19 protein-coding genes and 1 rRNA gene are annotated in these 21,545 nt (G+C 69.6%); 11 read left to right on the forward strand and 9 right to left on the reverse strand.

Annotated features, from left to right (window positions below; all coding sequences use genetic code 11):
- Positions 1-86: ribosomal RNA gene (gene rrf / locus Amac_RS25640) — 5S ribosomal RNA — on the forward strand; the annotation flags it as partial.
- Positions 87-145: 59 nt separating this feature from the next.
- Here the strand turns inward: rrf and Amac_RS25645 are convergent.
- Together Amac_RS25645 and Amac_RS25650 are read right to left on the reverse strand one after the other, a co-directional pair.
- Positions 146-2,542 carry an ATP-binding cassette domain-containing protein gene (locus Amac_RS25645; protein ID WP_155356958.1) on the reverse strand — a complete coding sequence of 799 codons (2,397 nt, stop codon included), beginning with the start codon at positions 2,540-2,542 and terminating at the stop codon, positions 146-148.
- An 82-nt stretch (positions 2,543-2,624) separates the two neighbouring features.
- Positions 2,625-2,978, reverse strand: a complete 354-nt coding sequence (locus Amac_RS25650; protein WP_155356959.1) for a VOC family protein — start codon at positions 2,976-2,978, stop codon at positions 2,625-2,627.
- Between the two features lie 256 nt (positions 2,979-3,234).
- Here Amac_RS25650 and Amac_RS25655 point away from each other — a divergent pair, with 256 nt between their 5' ends.
- Positions 3,235-4,113 (forward strand): phenylalanine 4-monooxygenase, encoded by an 879-nt coding sequence (locus Amac_RS25655; protein ID WP_155356960.1) that lies wholly within the window; start codon positions 3,235-3,237, stop codon positions 4,111-4,113.
- Here the strand turns inward: Amac_RS25655 and Amac_RS25660 are convergent.
- The 5 genes from Amac_RS25660 to Amac_RS25680 all read right to left on the reverse strand — a co-directional run bounded on the left by Amac_RS25660 (position 4,103) and on the right by Amac_RS25680 (position 9,637).
- Positions 4,103-5,587, reverse strand: coding sequence for a phosphodiester glycosidase family protein (locus tag Amac_RS25660; protein WP_155356961.1), 1,485 nt, complete (start codon positions 5,585-5,587; stop codon positions 4,103-4,105). The genes Amac_RS25655 and Amac_RS25660 overlap by 11 nt on opposite strands.
- Before the next feature lie 107 nt (positions 5,588-5,694).
- A complete protein-coding gene (locus Amac_RS25665; protein ID WP_155356962.1) occupies positions 5,695-5,940 on the reverse strand; it encodes a hypothetical protein in 246 nt (81 codons plus the stop codon).
- 138 nt (positions 5,941-6,078) lie between these two features.
- The gene (locus Amac_RS25670; protein WP_155356963.1) at positions 6,079-7,143 is read right to left on the reverse strand and encodes a DmpA family aminopeptidase; all 1,065 of its coding nucleotides are present in this window, start codon (positions 7,141-7,143) and stop codon (positions 6,079-6,081) included.
- Entirely contained in the window at positions 7,140-8,750 is a 1,611-nt protein-coding gene (locus Amac_RS25675; RefSeq protein ID WP_155356964.1) for a PucR family transcriptional regulator, read from the reverse strand. Before Amac_RS25675 ends, Amac_RS25670 begins: the two co-directional genes overlap by 4 nt.
- Positions 8,751-8,788: 38 nt before the next feature.
- Complete coding sequence (locus tag Amac_RS25680) at positions 8,789-9,637, reverse strand: nucleoside hydrolase (protein ID WP_155356965.1); 849 nt, start codon at positions 9,635-9,637, stop codon at positions 8,789-8,791.
- A gap of 59 nt (positions 9,638-9,696) precedes the next feature.
- Here Amac_RS25680 and Amac_RS25685 point away from each other — a divergent pair, with 59 nt between their 5' ends.
- From Amac_RS25685 to Amac_RS25705, 5 genes are read left to right on the forward strand one after another with little or no spacing between them, the layout of a single operon-like run.
- Positions 9,697-10,224: an RNA polymerase sigma factor gene (locus tag Amac_RS25685; protein ID WP_155356966.1), complete on the forward strand. Its 528-nt coding sequence runs from the start codon at positions 9,697-9,699 to the stop codon at positions 10,222-10,224.
- The gene (locus Amac_RS25690) at positions 10,221-11,039 is read left to right on the forward strand and encodes a zf-HC2 domain-containing protein (RefSeq protein ID WP_155356967.1); all 819 of its coding nucleotides are present in this window, start codon (positions 10,221-10,223) and stop codon (positions 11,037-11,039) included. Before Amac_RS25685 ends, Amac_RS25690 begins: the two co-directional genes overlap by 4 nt.
- Positions 11,036-11,881, forward strand: coding sequence for an ABC transporter ATP-binding protein (locus Amac_RS25695; RefSeq protein ID WP_155356968.1), 846 nt, complete (start codon positions 11,036-11,038; stop codon positions 11,879-11,881). The genes Amac_RS25690 and Amac_RS25695 overlap by 4 nt, the downstream gene beginning before the upstream one ends.
- Positions 11,878-12,675, forward strand: coding sequence for a hypothetical protein (locus Amac_RS25700; RefSeq protein ID WP_155356969.1), 798 nt, complete (start codon positions 11,878-11,880; stop codon positions 12,673-12,675). The genes Amac_RS25695 and Amac_RS25700 overlap by 4 nt, the downstream gene beginning before the upstream one ends.
- A 29-nt stretch (positions 12,676-12,704) precedes the next feature.
- Complete coding sequence (locus Amac_RS25705; RefSeq protein ID WP_155356970.1) at positions 12,705-13,313, forward strand: hypothetical protein; 609 nt, start codon at positions 12,705-12,707, stop codon at positions 13,311-13,313.
- On the opposite strand, the gene Amac_RS25710 is transcribed toward Amac_RS25705, so the two are convergent.
- A complete protein-coding gene (locus tag Amac_RS25710; protein ID WP_155356971.1) occupies positions 13,196-13,975 on the reverse strand; it encodes a TetR family transcriptional regulator in 780 nt (259 codons plus the stop codon). The two genes, Amac_RS25705 and Amac_RS25710, sit on opposite strands and share 118 nt — an antisense overlap.
- 53 nt (positions 13,976-14,028) lie before the next feature.
- Here Amac_RS25710 and Amac_RS25715 point away from each other — a divergent pair, with 53 nt between their 5' ends.
- Genes Amac_RS25715 through Amac_RS25725 form a run of 3 tightly spaced genes read left to right on the forward strand, consistent with a single transcriptional unit; the run spans position 14,029 to position 18,300 of the window.
- Positions 14,029-15,504 (forward strand): MFS transporter, encoded by a 1,476-nt coding sequence (locus Amac_RS25715; RefSeq protein WP_155356972.1) that lies wholly within the window; start codon positions 14,029-14,031, stop codon positions 15,502-15,504.
- A 40-nt stretch (positions 15,505-15,544) separates the two neighbouring features.
- Positions 15,545-16,828: an aspartate aminotransferase family protein gene (locus Amac_RS25720; RefSeq protein WP_155356973.1), complete on the forward strand. Its 1,284-nt coding sequence runs from the start codon at positions 15,545-15,547 to the stop codon at positions 16,826-16,828.
- Positions 16,825-18,300 (forward strand): CoA-acylating methylmalonate-semialdehyde dehydrogenase, encoded by a 1,476-nt coding sequence (locus Amac_RS25725; protein ID WP_155356974.1) that lies wholly within the window; start codon positions 16,825-16,827, stop codon positions 18,298-18,300. Before Amac_RS25720 ends, Amac_RS25725 begins: the two co-directional genes overlap by 4 nt.
- Positions 18,301-18,521: 221 nt before the next feature.
- Here the strand turns inward: Amac_RS25725 and Amac_RS25730 are convergent, their stop codons facing one another.
- On the reverse strand, positions 18,522-19,949 hold the full coding sequence (locus tag Amac_RS25730; protein WP_218041280.1) for a DHA2 family efflux MFS transporter permease subunit: 1,428 nt from the start codon (positions 19,947-19,949) through the stop codon (positions 18,522-18,524).
- Positions 19,950-20,419: 470 nt separating this feature from the next.
- On the opposite strand from Amac_RS25730, the gene Amac_RS25735 reads away from it, so the two are divergent.
- Positions 20,420-21,418, forward strand: a complete 999-nt coding sequence (locus Amac_RS25735; protein ID WP_170322640.1) for an extracellular solute-binding protein — start codon at positions 20,420-20,422, stop codon at positions 21,416-21,418.
- Positions 21,419-21,545 lie beyond the last annotated feature (127 nt).

Consider the following 21,545-nt stretch of genomic DNA (forward strand, 5'->3'; position numbering starts at 1 on the left):
GTTACATTCCGAACCCGGAAGTTAAGCCCTCCAGCGCCGATGGTACTGCACCGGGGACGGTGTGGGAGAGTAGGACGCCGCCGGACAATCTTTATCGAAAGGCCCCAGCCGTTTGGCTGGGGCCTTTCGTATTCCCGGGGTACGGTCAGGCGCCGACGTAAGCCGCGAGGTGTTCGCCGGTGAGGGTGGAGCGGGTGGAGACGAGGTCGGTGGGGGTGCCCTCGAAGACGATACGGCCGCCGTCGTGGCCGGCGCCGGGGCCGAGGTCGATGATCCAGTCGGCGTGGGCCATGACCGCCTGGTGGTGCTCGATGACGATGACCGACTTGCCGGAGTCGACGAGCCGGTCGAGCAGGCCGAGGAGCTGTTCGACGTCGGCGAGGTGCAGGCCGGTGGTCGGCTCGTCGAGGATGTAGACGCCGCCCTTCTCGGCCATGTGGGTGGCCAGCTTGAGCCGCTGCCGCTCGCCGCCGGACAGCGTGGTGAGCGGCTGGCCGAGGCTGAGGTAGCCGAGCCCGACGTCGGCGAGCCGGTGCAGGATGGCGTGCGCGGCCGGCGTGCGCGCCTCGCCGGTGCCGAAGAACTCCTCGGCCTCGGTCACCGACATCGCGAGCACCTCGCTGATGTCGCGCCCGCCGAGGTGGTATTCGAGCACCGACGCCTCGAACCGCTTCCCCTCGCACTCCTCGCAGGTGGTGGCGACGCTGGCCATGATCCCCAGGTCGGTGTAGATGACGCCGGCCCCGTTGCAGTTGGGGCAGGCACCCTCGGAGTTGGCGCTGAACAGCGCCGGCTTCACGCCGTTGACCTTGGCGAACGCCTTGCGGATCGGATCAAGCAGTCCGGTGTAGGTCGCCGGGTTGCTCCGTCGCGAGCCGCGGATCGCGGCCTGGTCGATCGACACCACACCCGCGCTGGCGGGGATCGACCCGTGCACGAGCGAGCTCTTGCCGGAGCCCGCCACGCCGGTGATCACGCAGAGCACCCCGAGCGGGATGTCGACGTCGACGTCTTGCAGGTTGTTGGCGGTGGCCCCGCGGATCTCCAGCGTGCCGGTGGACGTCCGCACCGTCTTCTTGAGGGTGGCTCTGTCGTCGAGGTGGCGGCCGGTGATGGTGCCGCTGGCACGCAGCCCCTCGACGGTGCCCTCGTAGCAGACGGTGCCGCCCGCGGTGCCGGCACCGGGGCCGAGGTCGACGACGTGGTCGGCGATCGCGATCGCCTCCGGCTTGTGCTCGACGACGAGCACCGTGTTGCCCTTGTCCCGCAGCCGCAGCAGCAGGTCGTTCATCCGCTGGATGTCGTGCGGGTGCAGGCCGATGGTGGGCTCGTCGAAGACGTAGGTCGTGTCGGTGAGCGAGGAGCCGAGGTGGCGGATCATCTTGACGCGCTGCGCCTCGCCGCCCGACAGCGTGCCCGCCGGCCGCTCGAGCGAGAGGTAGCCCAGCCCGATCTCCACGAACGAGTCGAGGGTCTGCAGCAACGCGGCCAGCAACGGCGCGACCGACGGCTCGTCGAGGCCACGGACCCAGTCGGCGAGGTCGCTGATCTGCATCGCGCAGGCGTCGGCGATGTTGATCCCGCCGATCAGGGAGGAGCGGGCCGCCTCGCTGAGCCGGGTGCCGCCGCACTCGGGACAGGAGGCGAAGGTGACCGCCCGGTCCACGAACGCCCGGATGTGCGGCTGCAGCGCGTCGGGGTCCTTGGAGAGGAACGACTTCTGCACCTTGGGGATCAGCCCCTCGTAGGTGAGGTTGATGCCGTCGACCTTCACCTTGGTCGGTTCCTTGTAGAGGAAGTCGTGGAGCTCCTGCTTGGTGAACTTGTGGATCGGCTTGTCCGGGTCGATGAAGCCCGACTCGGCGAAGATCTTTACGGTCCAGAAGCTGTCCACCTTGTAGCCGGGCACGGTGATCGCGCCCTCGGCGATCGACTTGGAGTCGTCGTAGAGCTGGGTGAGGTCGATATCGGTGACCCTGCCCCGGCCTTCGCAGCGCGTACACATGCCGCCGGTACGGGTGAAGGTCTGTTTCACGGCCTTGCCGGCACTGGCGCCGCGCTCGACCGTGATCGCACCGCTCGCCCGGACCGTGGGGACGTTGAAGGAGAACGCGTTGGGCGAGCCGATGTGCGGCTGCCCGAGCCGGCTGAAGAGGATGCGCAGCATCGCGTTGGTGTCGGTGGCGGTGCCGACCGTGGAGCGGGGGTCGGCACCCATGCGCTGCTGGTCGACGATGATCGCGGTCGTCAGCCCGTCGAGCACGTCGACCTCGGGCCGCGCCAGCGTCGGCATGAAGCCCTGCACGAAGGCGCTGTAGGTCTCGTTGATCAGCCGCTGCGACTCCGCGGCGATCGTGCCGAAGACCAGCGAGCTCTTGCCCGAGCCGGAGACGCCGGTGAACACCGTCAGCCGGCGCTTCGGGAGCTCGACGCTGACGTCCTTGAGGTTGTTCACGCGCGCGCCGTGCACGCGGATCAGGTCGTGGCTGTCGGCAACGTGCGGCGCAGGCGACAGCGTCTCCGGTCTCGTGGCAATGCTCATCGTGTCTCCATATCTGTTAGGCGAGGCCGCCGATGCTCGGTGTCGCGGCGACGCTGAGCGGGGGAGCGGGGATCGGCACTCATCAGTCCTGAAGCAGCCCGAGGACGTTACCATCGGGGTCGGTGAAGGTGGCCACCAGTCTGCCGCCACCGACGTCGTGCGCGGGCTCCTTCACGGTGGCGCCCGCGGCGGTCACCTCGGCCAGTTTCGCCTCGATGTCCGGCACGTGCCAGTAGGCCACCGGGGTGGTCATGCCCTGCGGTCCACCGCCCGGCACCAGCCCGATGTGCTGGCCCTCGGCCTCGAAGCCGACGTAGTAGGGCGCGTCGGCGATCGGCGGCACGCCGAGCAGGGCGGCGTACACCTCCTTGGCCTTCGCCAGGTCGGAAACGGGGTGCAGCACGGTCTTGATTCCCTGGGTGGATGAGCCGGTCATGGTCACTCCTGAAGTCGTGGGGAGCGGACGAACGGGCAGTCCGGTGACGTCCGTGCAGGTCACGCTAGCTGCGGCTCGGGGGTCCGCGCTTCTCGAATCCTGACCGATGTGGTCGCCCGTCTCGCGACGCAGCCTTAGTACGGACCTGGTCAGATTGTCCAGTCGTGACCGGCAGACTTCGGGCACGTTAGGCGGATTGTCTAGGTTTGGCTGAGCACACTTGCCAGTGGCAGGCCCAAGTTGATGTCATTTATAGATGTTCGAGGAAGCTCAGTATTTCGCTCCGGTCGCAGCGAATGAGGACGGTTCCGTCACCGTACAGCTCGCGGCCAGCCACCCCGGCTTCGCCGACCCGGTGTACCGCGCCCGCAGAAACGCGATCGCCGCCCTGGCAGTGGGCCACACCAAGGGCGATCCCATCCCCCACGCGGAGTACACCGACGAGGAACACGAGGTCTGGGCCCTGGTCACCAGAGAACTGGCCGCCAAGCACCACAAGTACGCGGTGACCGAGTTCGTGAACGCCGCTGAGGAGCTAGGTCTCCCCACCGACCACATCCCCCAGCTGGAAGAGGTCAGCGACCTGCTCACCCCGCTGACGGGATTCCGCTACCTCCCGGCCGCCGGCCTGGTCCCCCTCCGCGAGTTCTACGGCGTTCTGGCTGACGGCTACTTCCACTCAACCCAGTACATTCGCCACCACTCGGTGCCGTTCTACACCCCAGAGCCCGACATCATCCACGAGGTGATCGGCCACGGCAACACCCTGGCCTCCCGCCGCTTCGCCGACCTCTACCGGGTGGCCGGCCGCGCCGCCCAGCACGTGGAAACCGAAGAAGCCCTGGAGTTCGTCTCCAAGATCTTCTGGTTCACCCTGGAGTTCGGCGTCATGAACGAGAACAACGAACTCAAGGCGTACGGCGCGGGCATCCTGAGCTCGTACGGCGAGATCGAGGAGTTCCGCGGCATGGACATCCGCCCCCTCGACCTGGCCGCCATGGGCGCCACCGAATACGACATCACGAAATATCAGGATGTCCTGTTCGCCGCGGCCTCCCTGAACCACCTGGAGGACGTCGTCGGCTCCTTCTGGGCCACCTGCGACGACGACATGATCGACAAACTCAGGGCTTGACCAGCAACGCGTCCCCGACCGCACGCTCCGAGCCGTCGGACGGCTTGTTGACGACCTTTCCGCGGACGACCATGGCGCTGGACCCGCCGCCATCGAGGTTGATCGCGTCCCGCGCCCCGAGCCACCGCATCACCTGGGCCGCCTCCAGGAAGGACGCCCCCACGGTGGCGCCGGGCGCCCGCCCGTCGATGACCGCGAGGATCAGCTTCCCGGTCTTGCTCACGCCCACCAGTGTCCGCGGATGCCGCCGCAAGATCATGTTGAGATTGGCCATGCCATCCGTCGACGCCGTGATCCAGGTCTTGCCATTGCGGATGAGCCCCACCCCGCCACCGACGACATAGGTGTCAGGCGTCAACGGGATGGTCCGCTTCTTCCGCAGATCACTGACGATCGTCTTGACGGTGACGGTCTGCCCTTCCGTAGCGTGCGCCGTCAGCCATTCGGCCGCGGTGCCAACCCCGTGCAGCACCCGCCGGCCCTTGGTGACCTTCCCCCCAGCCGTCCGCACTCCCAGCACCTGACCGGTCTCGTCGAGCACGACTTCCGTCCCCCCGGTGGACGGCGTCTTCGTGCCGAACTCCTCGGTGTACAGCACGAGCTCGTTGGGCTTGGGCACCCGGTTCACCCCGGAGACAGCCAAGTTCGCCTTATCCGCGGCCGTCGCCGTCACCCTTGAGGCGAGCTCGGTGATGCGCACGGTCCGCCCCTTCATCACCACCGCCGTACGCCCGGAAACAGCTTCACTGAGCAACTTGCCCCCCACTATCGAGATCCCCGTCGGATCCCCCCGGTAGGCGGCGGAGGTGTGGATGTCGAAGAACCCCCCGTTGACGGCGATCGACGCGCCCCCGGCTTTCGCCATCGCGGACACCTTCTCCCGCTTGGCGGTGCTGCTCCCCAGCGAGGAGGCGAACGTGCCGCGGAAGGTCCGCGGATCGACGGTGACCACCCGCATCGACCAGGGCCCTGAGGTCAGGAAGCCGTCGTCGCCGAGATAGTCCACCTTGGAGCTGATCCCCGCGTCCTTGAGCTCATTGGCGACCTCGGCCGCCTGCTTCTTCTGCTTCAGGGTCCAGTTGCCGATCCGTACCATCCAGTAGTCCTGGGCGGGGAAGTCGGCGACGGCGGGACGCGTGAACTGCACGATGGTCGGCTCGAAGCCGGCCGACTGGGCGGAGACGGCGAGGTTCTGGGCGGTGGTCTCGGTGAAGGCGTCCTTGCCGGCGCTCAGGAGGCTGACGGTGTAGCCGTCCTCGGCGGTGCCGTGCTTGAGGGTGAAGTATTCGATTCCGGCGCCGAGCGCCTTTCCGGCCGAGGTGGGAATGCCTGGGACCCCGAGGGGGAACTTGGTGGAGGGCAGTCCGGCCGGTATGGATTCCGTTGATGCGGCTGTCGCGGACAGTGCTGGTGCCGACACAGCGGTGACTGTGGCGATCAACGCGGCGGTTCCGACGGTCAGGCGGCGTCGCATGTTGGTTCTCTCCCAATTAATGGCCTAAGGGACCATCGTGGCGACATTGATCGTGCAGGGAGAGCGAAACACGCCAAAGAGTATGAGAATTCGGCGTTGTCAGCCTTTTACAGGTTGTTTTGTGGTGAGCGGTATTCGATGTCTCGCGCCTTTTGTACGAATTCGGCCGCGGATTGCGCTTCGACGGAGACGAACGCGCCTCCCGCTCGGCGGGACATCCCCCAGTAGTGGTTGGTGGACTCCCCCCACCAGATCGTCCAGCCGGGGAAGCGGCGGGAGAGAGCGCGGACCGTGGTCGCGGGATCGGGCGGCGGGACCGTCCCATTCGTGATCGCTGGCTCGGTTAGGGTCACCGCAGCAGCCAAGCACGATCGGTCCGTGATGGCGAGCATACGGAGGGTAATCAAGTGGAGTAGCTCTTACACCCGGTGGGGTGTGATTTCTCCCCCGCGCCCCTGACCTGCGGCGCTGTCAGGTGGTATCAAGCCTTGTCAGGTGAGGAGGTTCGCCAGGACGGCGCCGTCCAGGCCCGGGATGGTCAGCCCGTCCGCGCCGGTCATCGTCTCGGCGGTGACCAGCACGTTGACGATCGCCTCCTCGGTGGCCTCGATCACCGCGTAGAAGAGCGGATCGATGTGCTCGTCGGCGAGCACGGTCACCTGGTAGGTCCTGGGCGGATCGGCGTCCAGCGCGTTGGCGGGCAGGTTGCGGTTGCCGGTGGCGAAGCAGAGGAAACCGTCGCCACTGGAGTTCTCCCCGGCCCCGCCGGTCCTGGCCACGCCGAGCCCGGCCCGCTGGGCGAGCCGCCGGCACTGGTGCGGCAGCAGCGGCGCGTCGGTGGCCACGATCCCGATGATGGATCCGGCCCCCTCGTACGGCGCGGGCGACGCCGGCAGCCACCGCCCCACGTTGACCCCGTTCACGGTGAGCCGATCCCGCCTCCCGTGGTTGGCCTGGACGAGCACGCCGACGGTGTAGCCGTCCACGACCCGCGAGGCGGTGCCGACGCCGCCCTTGAAGCCGTGGCAGATCATCCCGGTGCCCCCGCCGACCGAGCCCTCCTCGACGGGCCCGCCGGAGGCGCGCGCGTACGCCTCCCGCACATGCGCCGCGGTCACATGCTGGCCGTCGATGTCGTTGAGCGACCCGTCCCACGTCTCCCCGACAACCGGCAGCGACCAGGACACCGCCCCCTTGCGCAGCGCGCCGACCTCGATCTCGACGAGCGCGTCCCGGACCACGCCGACCGAACCGGTGTTGGTCAGCCCGATGGGCGAGCCGAGAATGCCGTACTCCCGCAGGAACGCCATGCCGGTGATCTCGCCGTTGCCGTTGAGCCAGTGCAGCCCGGCGTACACGGGTTCGTCGAAGGCCGAGCCCTCGTGCGGGAGGACCACGGTGACGCCGGTGCGCACCGGCCCCGAGCCGACCACGCGCGGGCCTTCGCCGCTGATCAGCGTGGTGTGCCCGACCCGCACGCCCGGCACGTCCGTGATCGCGTTGTGCGGTCCGGGCGTGCCGGAGCCGACGATGACGCCGTGGTCGCGTGCCCTCACCGGGTTTCCCTCCGGAACGACTCCAGCGCGAGCAGTGCCACGTGCAGGGAGAGGCAGGATTCGACGTCGTCGAGGTCGGTGTCCAGGATGCGCTCCAGGCGGCGCAGCCGGTCGTAGAAGGCGGGCCTGGACAGGTGCGCCCGCTGGGCGGCGACGGCCTTGTTGCGGCCGGAGTCGAGGTAGATGCCGAGGATGCGGGTGAGGTCGCCGTTGCGCTGCGCGTCGTGCGCGAGCAGCGGGCTCAGCTCCCGCTCGGCGAAGGTCTGCAGCCGGGCGTCGTCCCTGAGCAGGTGCAGCAGCCCGCGCAGCCGCAGGTCGGGCAGCCGGTAGTAGGGCCGTCCGTCGGGCTGCCTGACGGCCACGTCGGCGACCTGCTCGGCTTCCAGGAAGCTGCGCCGTACGTCCCGGACGGACTCCACGATCGACCCGGCGGCCAGCACGAAAGGGTTGGGGAAGGAAGCACGCAGACGGTCGGCGAGGGCGGCCAGCGCGGCTTCGGCGGCGGTGCGGGGCGGGAGCGGCAGCAGCACCCCGACGCGGGCTTGGTCGAGGGCGCCGACCAGGGCGGGGAGGCGGGCGTCGCGGCAGGCGGAGGCGGTGGCCTCGGCCAGGTCGCCGAGGCGGACCTGCTCGTCGAGCGCGGTGTCGCCTTCGGCGATGGGCCGCAGCACGACGCTGATCAGCTTGCGGCCGGTGAGCGGCACGCCGACCGCGCGGGCCCGGGCGGCGGCCTCGTCGGGGTCGGCGTACGCGTGGGTGAGGATGCCGGTGATGATCGTCCCGTGGGCCTGGCGTTCCAGTGACTCCTGGTGGCGTTCGAGCAGGCGGCCGAGGGCGAGCGTGGTGGCCGCGCGCTCGGCCAGCACGATGTCGCGCGGGCTGGGCGGCCCGTCGCAGAGCAGGATCAGCCGTCCCCAGTCCTGCCCGCGCGCCCCGACGGTGGTGACCAGCCACCCGGAAGTCCCGTCGTACGCCGTGCGGCCCTCGGTGGCGACGGCCCGGGAGCGGGATTCCCAGCTGGCCAGGAGCGCGCCGGTGTCCTGCCCGGCGGACTCGCAGGCGAGCACCTGGTGGGCCAGGTTCTCCAGCAGGGCCGGCCGCCCGGAGAAGCGGGACACCTGACCGAGCACGTCGGCGGGGGAGGCGCCTTCGACGGAGAGTTCGGTGAAGACCTCGTGCAGCTGCTCGGAGGCGCGCAGTTCCTGGAGCTGGATGTCGATGATGCGGGCGTGCACGGATTCGGTGATCTGGACGAACGGGGTTTCCCTGGCGAGTGTTACCAGCGGGAGCCCGTGGTCTTCCGCGGCCCGGACCACGGCTCTGGGCAGTTCCTTGACGAACCTGCGGCCGAGTTCGACGACCAGGCCCGACGCGCCGACCGCGGCGAGGTCGGCGACGTATTCTGCGAGTTTGTCGGGCTCCGACGGCAAGGCCACGCCGGTGGTCAGCACCAGTTCGCCACCCCTGAGCAGGTGGGCGATGTCGCTGATTTCCCCTACATGCACCCAGCGAACCCGGGTGTCGAGCCGATCGGCGCCCGCAACGACGCGCGGGTTTCCGCGCCGGACGGCATCAAGCGAGAGCACGTCCGCGACCGTGGGGAGCATGCAGCGAGGCTACCGGATCAGGGTGTAAGTATGAGACATCAATCCCTGACACTATGCAGGGTTTGCCGGAATCGTTCCTGGTCTAGGGCGAGCACGAGTGCGGCTGTGCCGGGCCCGAGGTCCATCGTGCCGGTGCTGCCGACGGTCACGGCGACGCTCGCGCGGCCGGTGGCGAGGGCCGGATCGAGCACGATCGCGGCGGCGATGGCGTCCCAGGCGGTTAGCTCTGGACTGCGGGCGAAGAAGTGCCTCAGCGCGGGGCTCACGTCCGTCTTGGGCACGGGAAAGCCGACATCCATGGGAACGACCGTCTTGTGAGGGAATGGGGTGTTGACGGCGATCTGAGCGGCTTCCGGGTCGAACCACCAGTTGAACTCCTGCTCGTTGCCCGTGCTGCCGCCCAGGTAGACGACGTGTTCAACCAGCGGGACCATGTCGGGGTGGGTTTGTACCGCTTTCGCCAGATTTGTTGCCGGGCCGATGGTGAGAATTGTCACCTCGCCCGGATATTTGGTGACCTGTTCGGCGATGAAGTCCGCCGCCGGGCCGCGGCGGGGGTTCGTGCGCCGATATTCGACCGCGCCCGAATAGCCGCTCCGCCGTTCCGGTGTCGCAGTATCGCCCAAAATAACCGGAATGTCCGGATGGGTGATGAGCAGGCGGCGGGCGAAATCCAGGCCGTCCTCTGGCCAGGTGTTGCCGCCGACGATGGTCACCCCCAGGATCTCCACGCCGGAAGCGGCCAGCAGGACGGTGGCGAGCGCGTCGTCATTCAGATTCCCCATGTCCGTATCGATGATGATTTTTCGTGCTTTAGGTGGCTGCTCGGCCGAGGTACAGCCCGTGCTGATCAGCGTGACGGCCAGCAGGGCGAGGAGACGCTTCATGCCCTCCCTGTCGGGCGCACCCCGTGAACCGGTTCCGGCCAGGACCCCGACAGAGGGGTATGAACGAGCACGAGGCGTGGCCGGACGCCCGCCTGCTGGGCGCGGTCGCCGAGGGGGACCGGCGCGCTCTGGAGATCATCTACGCCAGGCACGCCCCCTGGCTGGTCCTCCGCCTGACCCGGCGCTGCGCCGACGCGACCCTGGTCGACGAGGCCGTCCAAGACACCTTCGTGGCGGTCTGGCGCACGGCCGCCGCCTGGAACGGCAAGGGTGAGGTGGCCGCTTGGATCTGGGGCATCGGCATCCGCCGGTTACTCGACCACCTGCGCAAACGGCCGCTGGTGGTGCTCCCCGCGTACGAGCAGGTGGTGGTGTCGGCCGAGGAGCAGGTGCTGCTCGGCATCGAGTACGGCGACCTGGGCGGCGCGCTCGGCAAGCTGTCACCGGAGCTGCGCGCGGTCGTGCAGGCCACCGTGCTGGACGGCCTGACGACCAGGGAGGCCGGGAAACTGCTCGGCATCCCCACCGGAACCGTGAAGACCCGGATGATGCGGGCCAAGGCCATGCTGCGGGAGGGACTGGCATGACGGAGTGGCATGTCGACGACGAGCTGGCCACCCGGTACTCCGGGGGCGCCCTGGGCGGGACCGCCGCGGCCTCGGTGGAGGCGCATCTGCTCGCCTGCGAGCGCTGCCGGGGTTCGGTGGCGACAGCCGTACCCGAGGAGCGGCTGCGGAAGATGTGGGGGGAGATCGCCGAGGCGGTGGACGCGCCGGTGCCCGGGCCGTTCGAGCGGCTGCTGCGCCTGGTCGGGATCAACGAGCCGACGGCGCGGCTGCTCGCGGCGGCCTACTCGCTGCGGTTGCCGTGGCTGGCCGCCAACGCGGTCGCGCTGCTGTTCGCGGTGCTCGCGGCCGGGATCGACGACCGGTGGGGGCTGCTGTGGTTCCTCGCGGTGGCGCCGGTGCTGCCGGTGGCCGGGGTGGCGCTGGCGTTCGGGCGGGGGGCGGATCCGGCGTACGAGATCGGGCTGGCCGCGCCGTATTCGGCGTTCCGGCTGATGCTGGCGCGGGCGGCGGCGGTGCTGGTCACCTCGGCCGGGCCGGCGTTCGCGGCCGGGTTCGCGCTGCTCGGCCGCGACTGGGCGGTAGTGGCGTGGTTGCTGCCCGCGCTGGCGCTCACCGCGCTCACGCTGGTGCTGTCCAGCCGGTTCGAGCCCGCGCCCAGCGGGGCGGTGCTGTCGCTGCTCTGGCTGGCCGGGGTCGCCGCGTTCGCGGTCAGGGACGAGCCGCTGGCCATGTTCGGCACGGCCGGTCAGGTCACGGCGCTGACCGTCGTGCTGGTCTCGGCCGCCCTGCTGTTCCTGCGCCGCGACCGCTACCAGAGCGAGGACTCCCGATGAACACCGTCGTCGTCACGAATGTCGTGAAATCGTATGGTCGGCATCGGGCGCTGGACGGGCTCTCGTTCACCGCGGGGCCGGGGGTGACCGGGCTGCTCGGGCCGAACGGGGCCGGGAAGACCACGTTGATCCGGATGCTGGCCACCGTGCTCGCCGCCGACTCCGGCACGCTGCGGCTGCTGGGGCGCGATCCGTCGGCCGAGCGCCTGCAGATCCGGCGGCGGCTCGGCTACCTGCCGCAGGAGCCCGGCTTCCATCGGGCCTTCACCGTCTTCGAGTTCGTGGACTATGTGGCGATCCTGAAGGAGATCGTGGATCGCCGGGCACGGCATGACGAGGTGCGCCGGGTGATCGCCGAGGTCGGGCTCGCGGAGGTGAGCGGCAAGCGTATTCGCGCGCTCTCTGGCGGCATGCGGCGGCGGGTGGGCATCGCGCAGGCGCTGCTGGGGGAGCCGGAGCTGGTCCTGCTGGACGAGCCCACGGCCGGGCTCGATCCGGAGCAGCGGCTGCGGTTCCGCGAGCTGATCTCCCGGATCGGGGAGAACCGCACGGTGGTGCTGTCCACTCACCAGACCGAGGACGTGGCCGCCCTGTGCGGGCGGGTGGTGGTGTTCGACGGGGGCCGGTGCATGTTCGAGGGCACGCCGGAGGAGTTGCGGCGGGTGGCCGAGGGGCAGGTCTGGTTGTCGGCGGAACGGTCGGGGGTGTTGTCGTGGCGTACGGGGGAGGGGTTGTTCCGCAACATCGGGCAGGCGCCGGACGCCGCGCGGCTGGCCGAGCCGACCATCGAGGACGGTTATCTGCTGCTGCTCGGGGACGCCGCCGTGGGGGTGCGGTCGTGACGGTCGAGGTGAGGGTCTCCTCGGTGCCCGCGCTGGCGGTGGCCAAGGCGCGGCGGCTGCTGCGGCATCCGCTGGTGCTGGCGGGGTTCGCGCTGTTCGTGCTGGCGTCGGTGGTGGAGTTGCGCGACTACTGGGGGCCCAGGCCCGCGTTCAGCCTGCTCACCAACGGGATGGCCCTGTGGCCGGGGGTGCCGGTGTTCTTCGCGGCCGAGCTGGTCGCGAGCGCGTCGCGGCGGGCGGGCGGCGACGAGCTGCTCGGGGCGCTGCCGGCTTCGCGGACGCAGCGGACGGCCGCCTCCTGCCTGGCCGCGCTGGGTCCTTTCCTGGTGGCTTGTGCGGTGCAGATGGCGCTCTGCGTCGGATACGCGGTTCAGGGTGTTTCGCTGGAGCGGTTCCCCACGGTTTTCGAGCTGGCGTTGGGGCCGCTGTGTGTGCTGGGGGCGGGGCTGCTCGGGGTCGCGTCGGCGCGCTGGCTGCCGTGGGCGGGGGCGTCCGTGCTGGTGATGGTGGCGTTGGTCTTCTTCAATGTGGTGGTCAACGGGAACGAGGCGACCGGGGGGCATCTGTTCGGTTTCTATGCCGAGCTCGCGGTGTGGGGGCCGTGGCCGTACCGGGCGGCGATGGGGTTCAATCCGGGGCACACCGGCTGGCATGCGGTCTACCTGCTGGCGCTGTGCCTGGGGGCGGGCGCGCTCGCGATGTTGCGAGATTCGCCGCGCAGAAGGTTCTGGCTCGGCGCGGGGGCGCTGACGGTGATCGCGGTCGCGGTGGCGGGGCTGGGGCAACTGCCGTGAGGTGGCGTCAGATCGGGTCGATGGCGGCGATGGCTCCGCGACTGCTGCGCTGGCAGCCGCTGGCGGGGGCCGTCATGATCGTGGCGGTCGTGCTGGTGTGGCCGGACGCGGGCTGGAAGGGCGGGGTCTGGTCGCTGCGCGCGGTCGCGCTGGTGCTCACGATGGGGGCGCTGTTCTTCCTGGACGACGCCTCGGCGGAGGTGACCGCGCCGGTTCCGGCTCCGCTGTGGCTCAGGACCGTGGTCCGGGCTGGGCTGGCGCTGCTGGTCGCGCTGCCGGTGTGGATCGTCGCGCTCCTGGTGGAGCGGTCGCGTCTGCCTGAGGTGTGGCTCTTGTGGCTCAGCGTGGAGTTCGCGGCGCTGTTCGTCGGCGGGCTGGCGTTCGCGGCGCTGCTCGGCCGGGGCGCTCCCGAGCCTGGAGTGCTGGCGGTGCCGGGCCTGGTGGTGTTCACGCTGGCCGCCCTCGCGGCGCCGGGAGAGTGGACCTTGCTGGGCCTCCAGACCACCGACTGGACGATCGCTCACGTGCGCTGGTCGGTGGTGCTCTCCGTGGCGCTCGCCGGGCTGGCCTGGGCCTCGCGCGATCCCGCCTGGCGCAGGCGTTCGGCGAGACCGTCGAGCATGGCCACCAGGCCGTAGTCGAAGCCGATCTTCCTGGCCAGCTTCGGGTCGTAGTCGCGGGCGTGGTAACTCTGGTAACGCTCGTGCAGCGCCGGATGTTCGGCCGCGACCCTGTCGATCACCGGCCCGAGTGCCTCCACCTGCTCCTGCTCGGTGCAGTCCGTTCTGATGGCCGCGCTACGCCAGGAGGCTTCCGGCAGGGTCGCCCCCAGCGTGTACGACAAGACGGCCGCCACCGCGAAGTCGACGTCCATGCCCCGGAACCCGCCCCGATCGAACGCGTCCACCAGCATGGCCGAACAGCGCAGCGCCTGCGGCCCCAGGCTGGGCACCACGCCGATCAGCGAGGCCAGCCAGAGATGGTGCAAGATCGCCCCACGCAGGCCATAGGAGAAATCGCTGGCCGTCTCCCGCCAGGATCGGCCGGGGTGCAGCACCACATCTGCATACGCGCCGTCCATGGCGAGTTCGAGGAGCTCGTCCTTATTCGCCACGTGCCAGTAGACGCTCGTGGCCCCCGAGCCCAGCTTCGCGCCCAGCTTGCGCATGCTCAGCGCGTCGAGTCCTTCGGCGTCGAGCAGCTCCATGGCGGCCTTGACGATCTGGTCCCGGGTGAGCCCGCGCTCCCGCTGACCACGCGGTTCCCGCATCCAGACCGAGGTGAACTTCTTGGGTGTCACCACCCCACGATATTCTCTCGCACGCTGTACGAGAACTGTCGTACAGTGTGCGAGTGACCTCGAACACTGTACGAGATCCCCGTCGCTGGTGGATTCTCCTCGTTCTCTGCCTCACCGTGCTCGTGCTCGTCGTGGACAGCACGGTGCTCAACCTGGCGATCCCGGCGCTCATGCGCGACCTGGGCGCCACCCCCGCCGACATCCAGTGGATCCTGGACTCCTACGTCCTGGTCTTCGCCGGTCTGGTGCTCACCGTCGGCTCCCTCTCCGACCGGTACGGCAGGCGCCGCGCCCTCATCATCGGCCTGATCGTCTTCGGCCTGGCCTCCGGTCTTGCCACGCTGGCGACCGAGCCCTGGCAGCTGATCGCCGCCCGCGCGCTGATGGGCGTCGGCGGCTCGGTGCTGATGCCGTCCACACTGTCGATCCTGATCACCGTCTTCGACGAGGACGAACGCCGCAAGGCCATCGCCGCGTGGAGCTCGGTGGCCATGATCGGCGTGATCGCCGGGCCCACGCTGGGCGGGGTGCTGCTCCAGCACTACTACTGGGGTTCGGTCTTCCTGATGAACGTGCCGATCGCGATCGTGGCCGTCATCGCCGCCGTGACACTGATGCCGGAGACGTACGGGTCGAGCCGGGGCCTGGACCCGGTCGGCGTGGTGCTCTCGATCATCGGGATGAGCTCCCTGGTCTGGGCGGTCATCACGTTCCCCGCGGACGGCTGGAACCTCGGCCTGGTCGCGGCGGCCGTGCTCGGTCTTGGCGGCTTCGTGCTGTGGGAGCGCAGGACCGAGCACCCGATGTTGCCGCTGGGGCTGTTCAAGGACCGGGCGTTCAGCGGCGCCTGCGCGGCGATCGTGCTGCTGGCCTTCGGCTCGGGGGCGCTGATGCTGGCGCTCACGCAGTATCTGCAGTTCGTGCTCGGGTACGAGCCGTTGCAGGCCGGGATCGCGCTGCTGCCGTACGTGGTGGCGGCGATGGTCTTCAACGGGGTCGGCGCGGGGCTGGGCAAGAAGGTCAGCAACCGGACGCTGATCGCCCTGGGCCTGGCCGTCATCGCGGGCGCGTTCGGGCTGCTGTCCACGCTGGACAGCTCCGATGGGTACCTGCTGCTGGTGGTCAGCCTGATCGTGATGGGTGTGGGCGGTGGCCTGGCCGGTCCGGCGGCGTACACGGCGCTGATGGGCGCGGTGCCGCCGGAGCACGCGGGCGTCGGGTCCGCGCTCAACGACACCGTGCAGCAGGTCGGCATCGCATTGTCGATCGCCATTCTCGGCAGCGTGCTGTCCGGCGCGTACACCGCCTCGATGCCGGAGTCGGCTCCGGCCGCCGCCCGCGCGTCGGTGAACGTGGCCCTGGACAGCGGCGACCCGGTGCTGGTCGACGCGGGCAAGGAGGCGTTCCTGTCGGCGATGTCGGTGGGATCGCTGGTCGGCTTCGGCTTCGCGATCGCCGCCGCGATCGTCGCGCTGGCTGTCCTTCCCCAGCAACGTGTAACGGAAGTTTCGCCTATCCCGACACATTGATTGGTGGGAGGGGCCACGGCCAGCCGGGATACTCGGAGGTATGTCGGACCTTCTTGCCCGCCATCGCGCGGTAATGCCCAACTGGCTCGCCTTGTACTACCAAGACCCCATCGAGATCGTCAGCGGCAAGGGAAACCGAGTCGTCGACGCTTCCGGGAAGAGCTACCTCGACTTCTTCGCGGGCATCCTGACGAACATGATCGGGTACGACGTGGCCGAGGTCAGGGAGGCGGTGGAGCGGCAGCTGGCCACCGGCGTCGTGCACACGTCCACGGTCTACCTTCTCCGCGGGCAGATCGAGCTCGCGGAGAAGATCGCCCGGCTGTCCGGCATCCCGGACGCCAAGGTGTTCTTCACCAACTCCGGCACCGAGGCCAACGAGACCGCCCTGCTGCTGGCCACCTACGCGCGCAAGTCCGACCAGGTCCTGGCGATGCGGCAGAGCTACCACGGCCGCTCGTTCGGCGCCATCTCCGTGACGTCCAACCGGAGCTGGAAGAACAACTCGCTCTCCCCGCTCAACGTGCACTTCCTGCACGGCGCGGACCGGCACCTGACCCAGTTCAAGGGGCTGTCGGACGCCGACTACATCGCCGCCTGCGTGGACGACCTGCGGCACGTGCTCGCCACCGCGGTCGCGGGCGACGTGGCCGCGCTGATCGCCGAGCCGATCCAGGGCGTGGGCGGGTTCACGATGGCCCCCGACGGGTTGTTCGCCGCCTACCAGGAGGTGCTCGCCGCCGAGGGCATCCTGTTCATCTCCGATGAGGTGCAGACCGGCTGGGGCCGCACTGGATCGGCATTTTTCGGGATCCAGAATCACGGGGTCACGCCGGACATGATGACCTTCGCCAAGGGTCTCGGCAACGGCTTCGCGGTCGGCGGCGTCGTGGCGCGCGGCGATCTGATGGACGCGCCGCACGCGGTCGGCCTGGCCACCTTCGGCGGTAACCCGGTCGCGATGGCCGCCGCCAACGCCACCCTCGACTTCGTGCTCAGCCACGACCTGCAGGCCAACGCGGCCAGGACCGGCGCGATCATCCTGGACGGCCTGCGCGCGGCGGCCCCCCGCTTCCCGATCGTCGGCGACGTCCGCGGCAAGGGCCTGATGTTCGCCATCGAACTCGTCGACCCCGAGACCGGCGCTCCCGCGCCCGCCCTGGCCGCCCGCTACATGGAGGAGACCAGAAACCTCGGCCTGCTGGCCGGCAAGGGCGGCCTGTACGGCCACGCCATGCGGATGGCCCCGCCGCTCACCCTCACCGAGGACGAGGCCCGCGAAGGTCTCGCCATCCTGGTGACCGCCCTGGAGAACATCTCGTGAAGCACGTGACCCACTGGATCGACGGCGCGCCCGCCGGCACCCCCGAGCGCACCGCGCCGATCTTCAACCCGGCCACCGGCGCGGAGAGCGGCCGGGTGTTCCTGGCCGATGTCGCCCAGGTGGACGAGGCCGTCGCCGCCGCCGCCCGGGCCTTCCCCGCCTGGCGGGACGCCTCCCTGGTCAAGCGCGCCCAGGTCCTGTTCCGGTTCCGCGAGCTCCTGGCGGCGCACAAGGACGAGATCGCCGCGCTGATCAGCGCCGAGCACGGCAAGGTGCACTCCGACGCGCTCGGCGAGGTCTCCCGCGGCCAGGAGGTGGTGGAGTTCGCCTGCGGCATCCCGCACCTGCTCAAGGGCGGCTTCTCGGAGAACGTCTCCACCAACGTGGACTCCTTCAGCATCCGCCAGCCGCTCGGCGTGGTGGCCGGGATCACCCCGTTCAACTTCCCCGCCATGGTGCCGATGTGGATGTTCCCGGTCGCGCTGGCCTGCGGCAACACCTTCGTGCTCAAACCGTCGGAGAAGGACCCTTCGGCGTCCCTGCTGATCGCCGACCTGTGGCAGCGGGCGGGCCTGCCCGACGGCGTCTTCAACGTCGTCCAGGGCGACAAGGTCGCCGTCGACCGGCTGCTCTCCCACCCGGACGTCAAGGCGGTCAGCTTCGTCGGCTCCACCCCCATCGCCCGGTACGTCTACGAGACCGGCACCGCCCACGGCAAGCGAGTCCAAGCCCTCGGGGGCGCCAAGAACCACATGCTCGTCCTGCCCGACGCCGACCTGGACCTGGTCGCCGACTCGGCCGTCTCCGCCGGATTCGGCTCCGCGGGCGAACGCTGCATGGCCATCTCGGTCGTGCTGGCCGTGGACCCCATCGGGGACCAGCTGGTCGAGAAGATCGCCGAACGCACCCGGGCCATCAAGATCGGACCTGGCGACGACCCCGCCTCCGAGATGGGCGCCCTGGTCACCCGCGAGCACCGCGACAAGGTCGCCTCCTACCTGGACCTCGGCGAGGGCAAACTCGTCGTGGACGGGCGCGAGAACCTGCCGGACGGGGACGGGTTCTGGCTCGGCCCGACCGTGCTCGACCACGTCCCGGCGAACTCCCGGGTGCACCGCGAGGAGATCTTCGGGCCGGTGCTGTCGATCGTCCGGGTCTCCTCCTACGAGGAGGGCCTGAACCTCATCAACACCGGCGAGTACGGCAACGGCACCGCCATCTTCACCAACGACGGCGGCGCCGCCCGGCGCTTCCAGAACGAGGTCGAGGTCGGCATGGTCGGCGTCAACGTGCCGATCCCGGTCCCGATGGCCTTCTACAGCTTCGGCGGCTGGAAGTCATCCCTGTTCGGCGACACCCACGTCCACGGCGTCGAAGGCGTGCACTTCTACACCCGCGGCAAGGTCATCACCTCCCGCTGGCTGGATCCCTCCCACGGCGGAGTCAACCTGGGCTTCCCGACAAACCGCTGACCAACTCGGCACCGTAGGCCGAGACATTCGTGGCTGGCGTGGGCACGCCTGGCGTGATCGAGGGCGCGCTCACGCTCACCGATGGCCTCGGCCAGCACTTGATCGGTGGGGCCTCAGCAGGTCATGCCGGTGCCCCGGTCAACAGGCTCACGACCTGTTCGCGCATCACTTGGACCCACGGCCAGAACGCGGGCGCGCCGCACTCTGCTGCCGTGTGATGGTCACCGCCCTGGTTCGGGAGCCGGGGAGTGGCCGGCTCCGCGGGGGAGGACGAGGAGGACCACGGCGACGGTGATCGCCATCAGGCCTGCGCCCACCAGGAATGCGGCGCTTGAACCCTGGGCGGGGGTGGCCTGGGTGGCGGCTACTGTGGCGAGGGCTGCGAGGCCGAGGGAGCCGCCGACCGTGCGGGAGGCGGTGAGGAGGCCGGAGACCAGGCCGGAGTTGGAGCGGTCGATTCCGGCTGTGCCGATGAGGGCGATCGGGGTGTACGAGACGCTTGCGCCCGCGCACATCAGGAAGCCTGGGATCAGGATGCCGGTGATGTAGCCGTCGGCCATCTGGGCCTGCCAGACCATGCCTGCCAGGCCGACCAGCGCCCCGGCGACGATCAGAGTGCGGTTTCCCATGCGGCGTAAGAACCAGGGGGCGGCGCGGGATGCGACGATCATCGTCAGGGCGTGGGGGAGGAAGCCGATGCCGGCCTGCAGGGGGGTGTAGTCCAAGTCGTCCTGCATGTGCAGGGACAGGAAGTACCACATGGACAGGAAGATCGTGCCCATCAGGAACATGGCCAGGCTGCTTCCGGCTACCAGGCGGTTCCGCAGCAGGCCGAGCGGCACCAAGGGCTGGGTCGTGCGCGACTGCACCAGCAGGAAGGCCGCCAAACTCAGCACGCCCGCCCCGAGCGGCACCAGAACCTCGGCCGACACCCAGCCGTGCTCGTGTGTCTGCACCGTCCCGTATGCCAGCGCGGTGAGTCCGGCGGTGACCAGGATCGTGCCGAGCACGTCCAGGCGCCGCCCCTGGCCGTAATGCGAGCGGGTGATCACGATCAGCGCGGTGATCACCAGCGCGATGCCGATCGGGACGTTGATCAGCAGGGTCCAGCGCCAGGACAGGTACTCGGTGAGCACGCCCCCGAGCGTGCCTCCGGCCGCGCCGCCCGCCGCGCCGACGGCGGTCCAGCTGGCGATCGCCTTCGTCTGGCGCGGGCCTTTGGGGAACGTGGTCGTCAGGATGGTCAGCGTGGTCGGGGCGAGCACGGCCGCGCCCAGACCCTGGACGGCTCTGGCGACGATCAGCTGGGTGGGTGTGGTGGCGATCCCGCCCAGCAGGCTGGCCAGCGTGAACAGGGACGCGCCCACGACGAAGACGCGCCGCTCCCCATAGATGTCGGAGGCCCGGCCGCCGAGCAGCAGCAGACCGGCGAACGCCAGCACGTAGGCGTTGATGACCCACTGCAGGCCGGTCGGGGTGAGGTTCAGCTCGGTGCCCATGGCGGGAAGCGCAACATTCACAATCGACGCGTCCAGAACCCCCACGAACTGGCCCATACAGGCCAGCACGAGGACGGCCATCGCCTTGCGGTCGGAGGAGCCGGGCTCCGGGTCGAGGGCGTGCGAGGGCGGAGGGAGCTGGGCGGTCATGCCCATGACTGTACGCAGGGCCTCCGACAATCCGCCGCTCGGTTTTTGGGCCCCAGGTGTGCCGAGTAGGCTCGGGGCGTCTAGCTCAGGGGAGGGGAGTCGTGCGGATCGCACGCCCGATGGTCGTCGCGCTGGCCGTCGCATCGGTGCTGCTCACCATGGGCTGCGGCCATGCGGTAGCAGGCTCGGCGCTGCCGGGCTCCGCGGCGCCAGGCTCCGGGGCGGTGAAGTCAGCATCGCCGGGCTTAGCGTTGCCAGGTTCCGTAGCGGCGGGTTCCGTAGCGGCGAAGTCAGCGTTGCCGGGCTCAGCGTTGGCGGGCGTTGAGGGAGGCGTGCGGGAGAGCGCATCGCCCATGTTGAGCAAATCGCCCAAAGCCGCCAGTCCCTCGTCCGCGTCCTCCTCCCCATCGCCCACCCCAAGCCCCAGTCCCAGTCCGAGTCCCGCCGGCACTGGTGAAGGTGCGCTCGTCGTGCTCGCGCCACGTGGGCACGTGGAGTGGGGTGGCACCGATCCGCAGGTCAACTGGGTTGGTGCGTTCGAGGCAGCCAGCGGGTGCAAGGTCAACTACCTGCCGTTCGCCTACGACCCGGCCGTCGATCAGAGCGAGACCCTGGATCCTGACGCGTTCGACGTGATCGCGGCCCCGCCAGACCTGGCCGGGCGTTTGGTCGCCGAGAAGCGGGTGGTGGAGATCGATACCGATCGGGTGGAGGGCTACCAGGACATCCCCAAACGGCTGCGCGAAGCGGCGGGCGGGCACGGTGTGCCGTATCTGTGGGATAAGAATGTCCTGCTTTACGACAGTGACAAGGTGAAGCCGCGGGACGCCGAGGCGATGTACGCGGACGCGGGTCCGGTGTTCGTCAGGGATACGCCGTTGAGTATCGCGGACGCGGCGCTCCGGCAGGGGGTCGAGGATCCGTTCGCGTTGACCGCCGAGCAGCTCGACGATGCGGTGGGCCTGCTGGAGAAGAAGGCCGAGCGTGTCTACTGGCGGGATCCGCTGAAGGTGGTCACCGGGTTCGCGGTGGGGTCGGCGCGGTTCGGGCAGGGCACGCCGTACCTGCTGGACGCGCTGGATCGGGCCGGGAAGCCGGTCAGGGCGGTCGCGGAGGCACGGGTCACCGGGCAGGTGGATTCTTGGCAGGTATCGGCGGAGGCGGCGCATCCGGAATGCGCCTACCTGTGGCTGAGCTGGGTGACCTCGGTGGAGGTCCAGCGTAAGGCGGTCGCCTGGACCGGCATGGCGCCGGCCAACGCCGAGGTGTGCGAGGCGGCGCCCAAGGACGTGGATCCCGCGGTGCGGGAGCGGGCCGAGCGCATCTGCGGCCTTTATGGGGTTGGCACGTCGCGGGCGTTCAAGGGGGTTTCCTTTGCCGATTACCCGGCAAAGGATTGCCAGGGCCGGGACGGGGAATGCACTGACTATGCGCAGTGGGTCGACCGCTGGAAGCAGCTGGTGGATTAGCCGCGCGATCCTCAACGCGGCTTGGCTCCTCAGCGACTAAGCCCGCCGTGCCGGAAGCATGGCCATAGATACGGCTGTCCGAAGAGCGAGGCTCTCTCAGGACCGCGAGCGCGCCCGTCCCCCGCGG

The organism is Acrocarpospora macrocephala, assembly GCF_009687865.1.
GTDB classification, from domain to species: domain Bacteria; phylum Actinomycetota; class Actinomycetes; order Streptosporangiales; family Streptosporangiaceae; genus Acrocarpospora; species Acrocarpospora macrocephala.

Bases quoted from the DNA above. Each gene is read 5' to 3' on its own strand.
- Amac_RS25645 (WP_155356958.1), bottom strand. From the start codon at position 2,542: ATGAGCATTGCCACGAGACCGGAGACGCTGTCGCCTGCGCCGCACGTT.
- Amac_RS25650 (WP_155356959.1), bottom strand. From the start codon at position 2,978: ATGACCGGCTCATCCACCCAGGGAATCAAGACCGTGCTGCACCCCGTT.
- Amac_RS25655 (WP_155356960.1), top strand. From the start codon at position 3,235: ATGTTCGAGGAAGCTCAGTATTTCGCTCCGGTCGCAGCGAATGAGGAC.
- Amac_RS25660 (WP_155356961.1), bottom strand. From the start codon at position 5,587: ATGCGACGCCGCCTGACCGTCGGAACCGCCGCGTTGATCGCCACAGTC.
- Amac_RS25675 (WP_155356964.1), bottom strand. From the start codon at position 8,750: ATGCTCCCCACGGTCGCGGACGTGCTCTCGCTTGATGCCGTCCGGCGC.
- Amac_RS25680 (WP_155356965.1), bottom strand. From the start codon at position 9,637: ATGAAGCGTCTCCTCGCCCTGCTGGCCGTCACGCTGATCAGCACGGGC.
- Amac_RS25685 (WP_155356966.1), top strand. From the start codon at position 9,697: ATGAACGAGCACGAGGCGTGGCCGGACGCCCGCCTGCTGGGCGCGGTC.
- Amac_RS25690 (WP_155356967.1), top strand. From the start codon at position 10,221: ATGACGGAGTGGCATGTCGACGACGAGCTGGCCACCCGGTACTCCGGG.
- Amac_RS25695 (WP_155356968.1), top strand. From the start codon at position 11,036: ATGAACACCGTCGTCGTCACGAATGTCGTGAAATCGTATGGTCGGCAT.
- Amac_RS25705 (WP_155356970.1), top strand. From the start codon at position 12,705: ATGGCTCCGCGACTGCTGCGCTGGCAGCCGCTGGCGGGGGCCGTCATG.
- Amac_RS25720 (WP_155356973.1), top strand. From the start codon at position 15,545: ATGTCGGACCTTCTTGCCCGCCATCGCGCGGTAATGCCCAACTGGCTC.
- Amac_RS25730 (WP_218041280.1), bottom strand. From the start codon at position 19,949: ATGACCGCCCAGCTCCCTCCGCCCTCGCACGCCCTCGACCCGGAGCCC.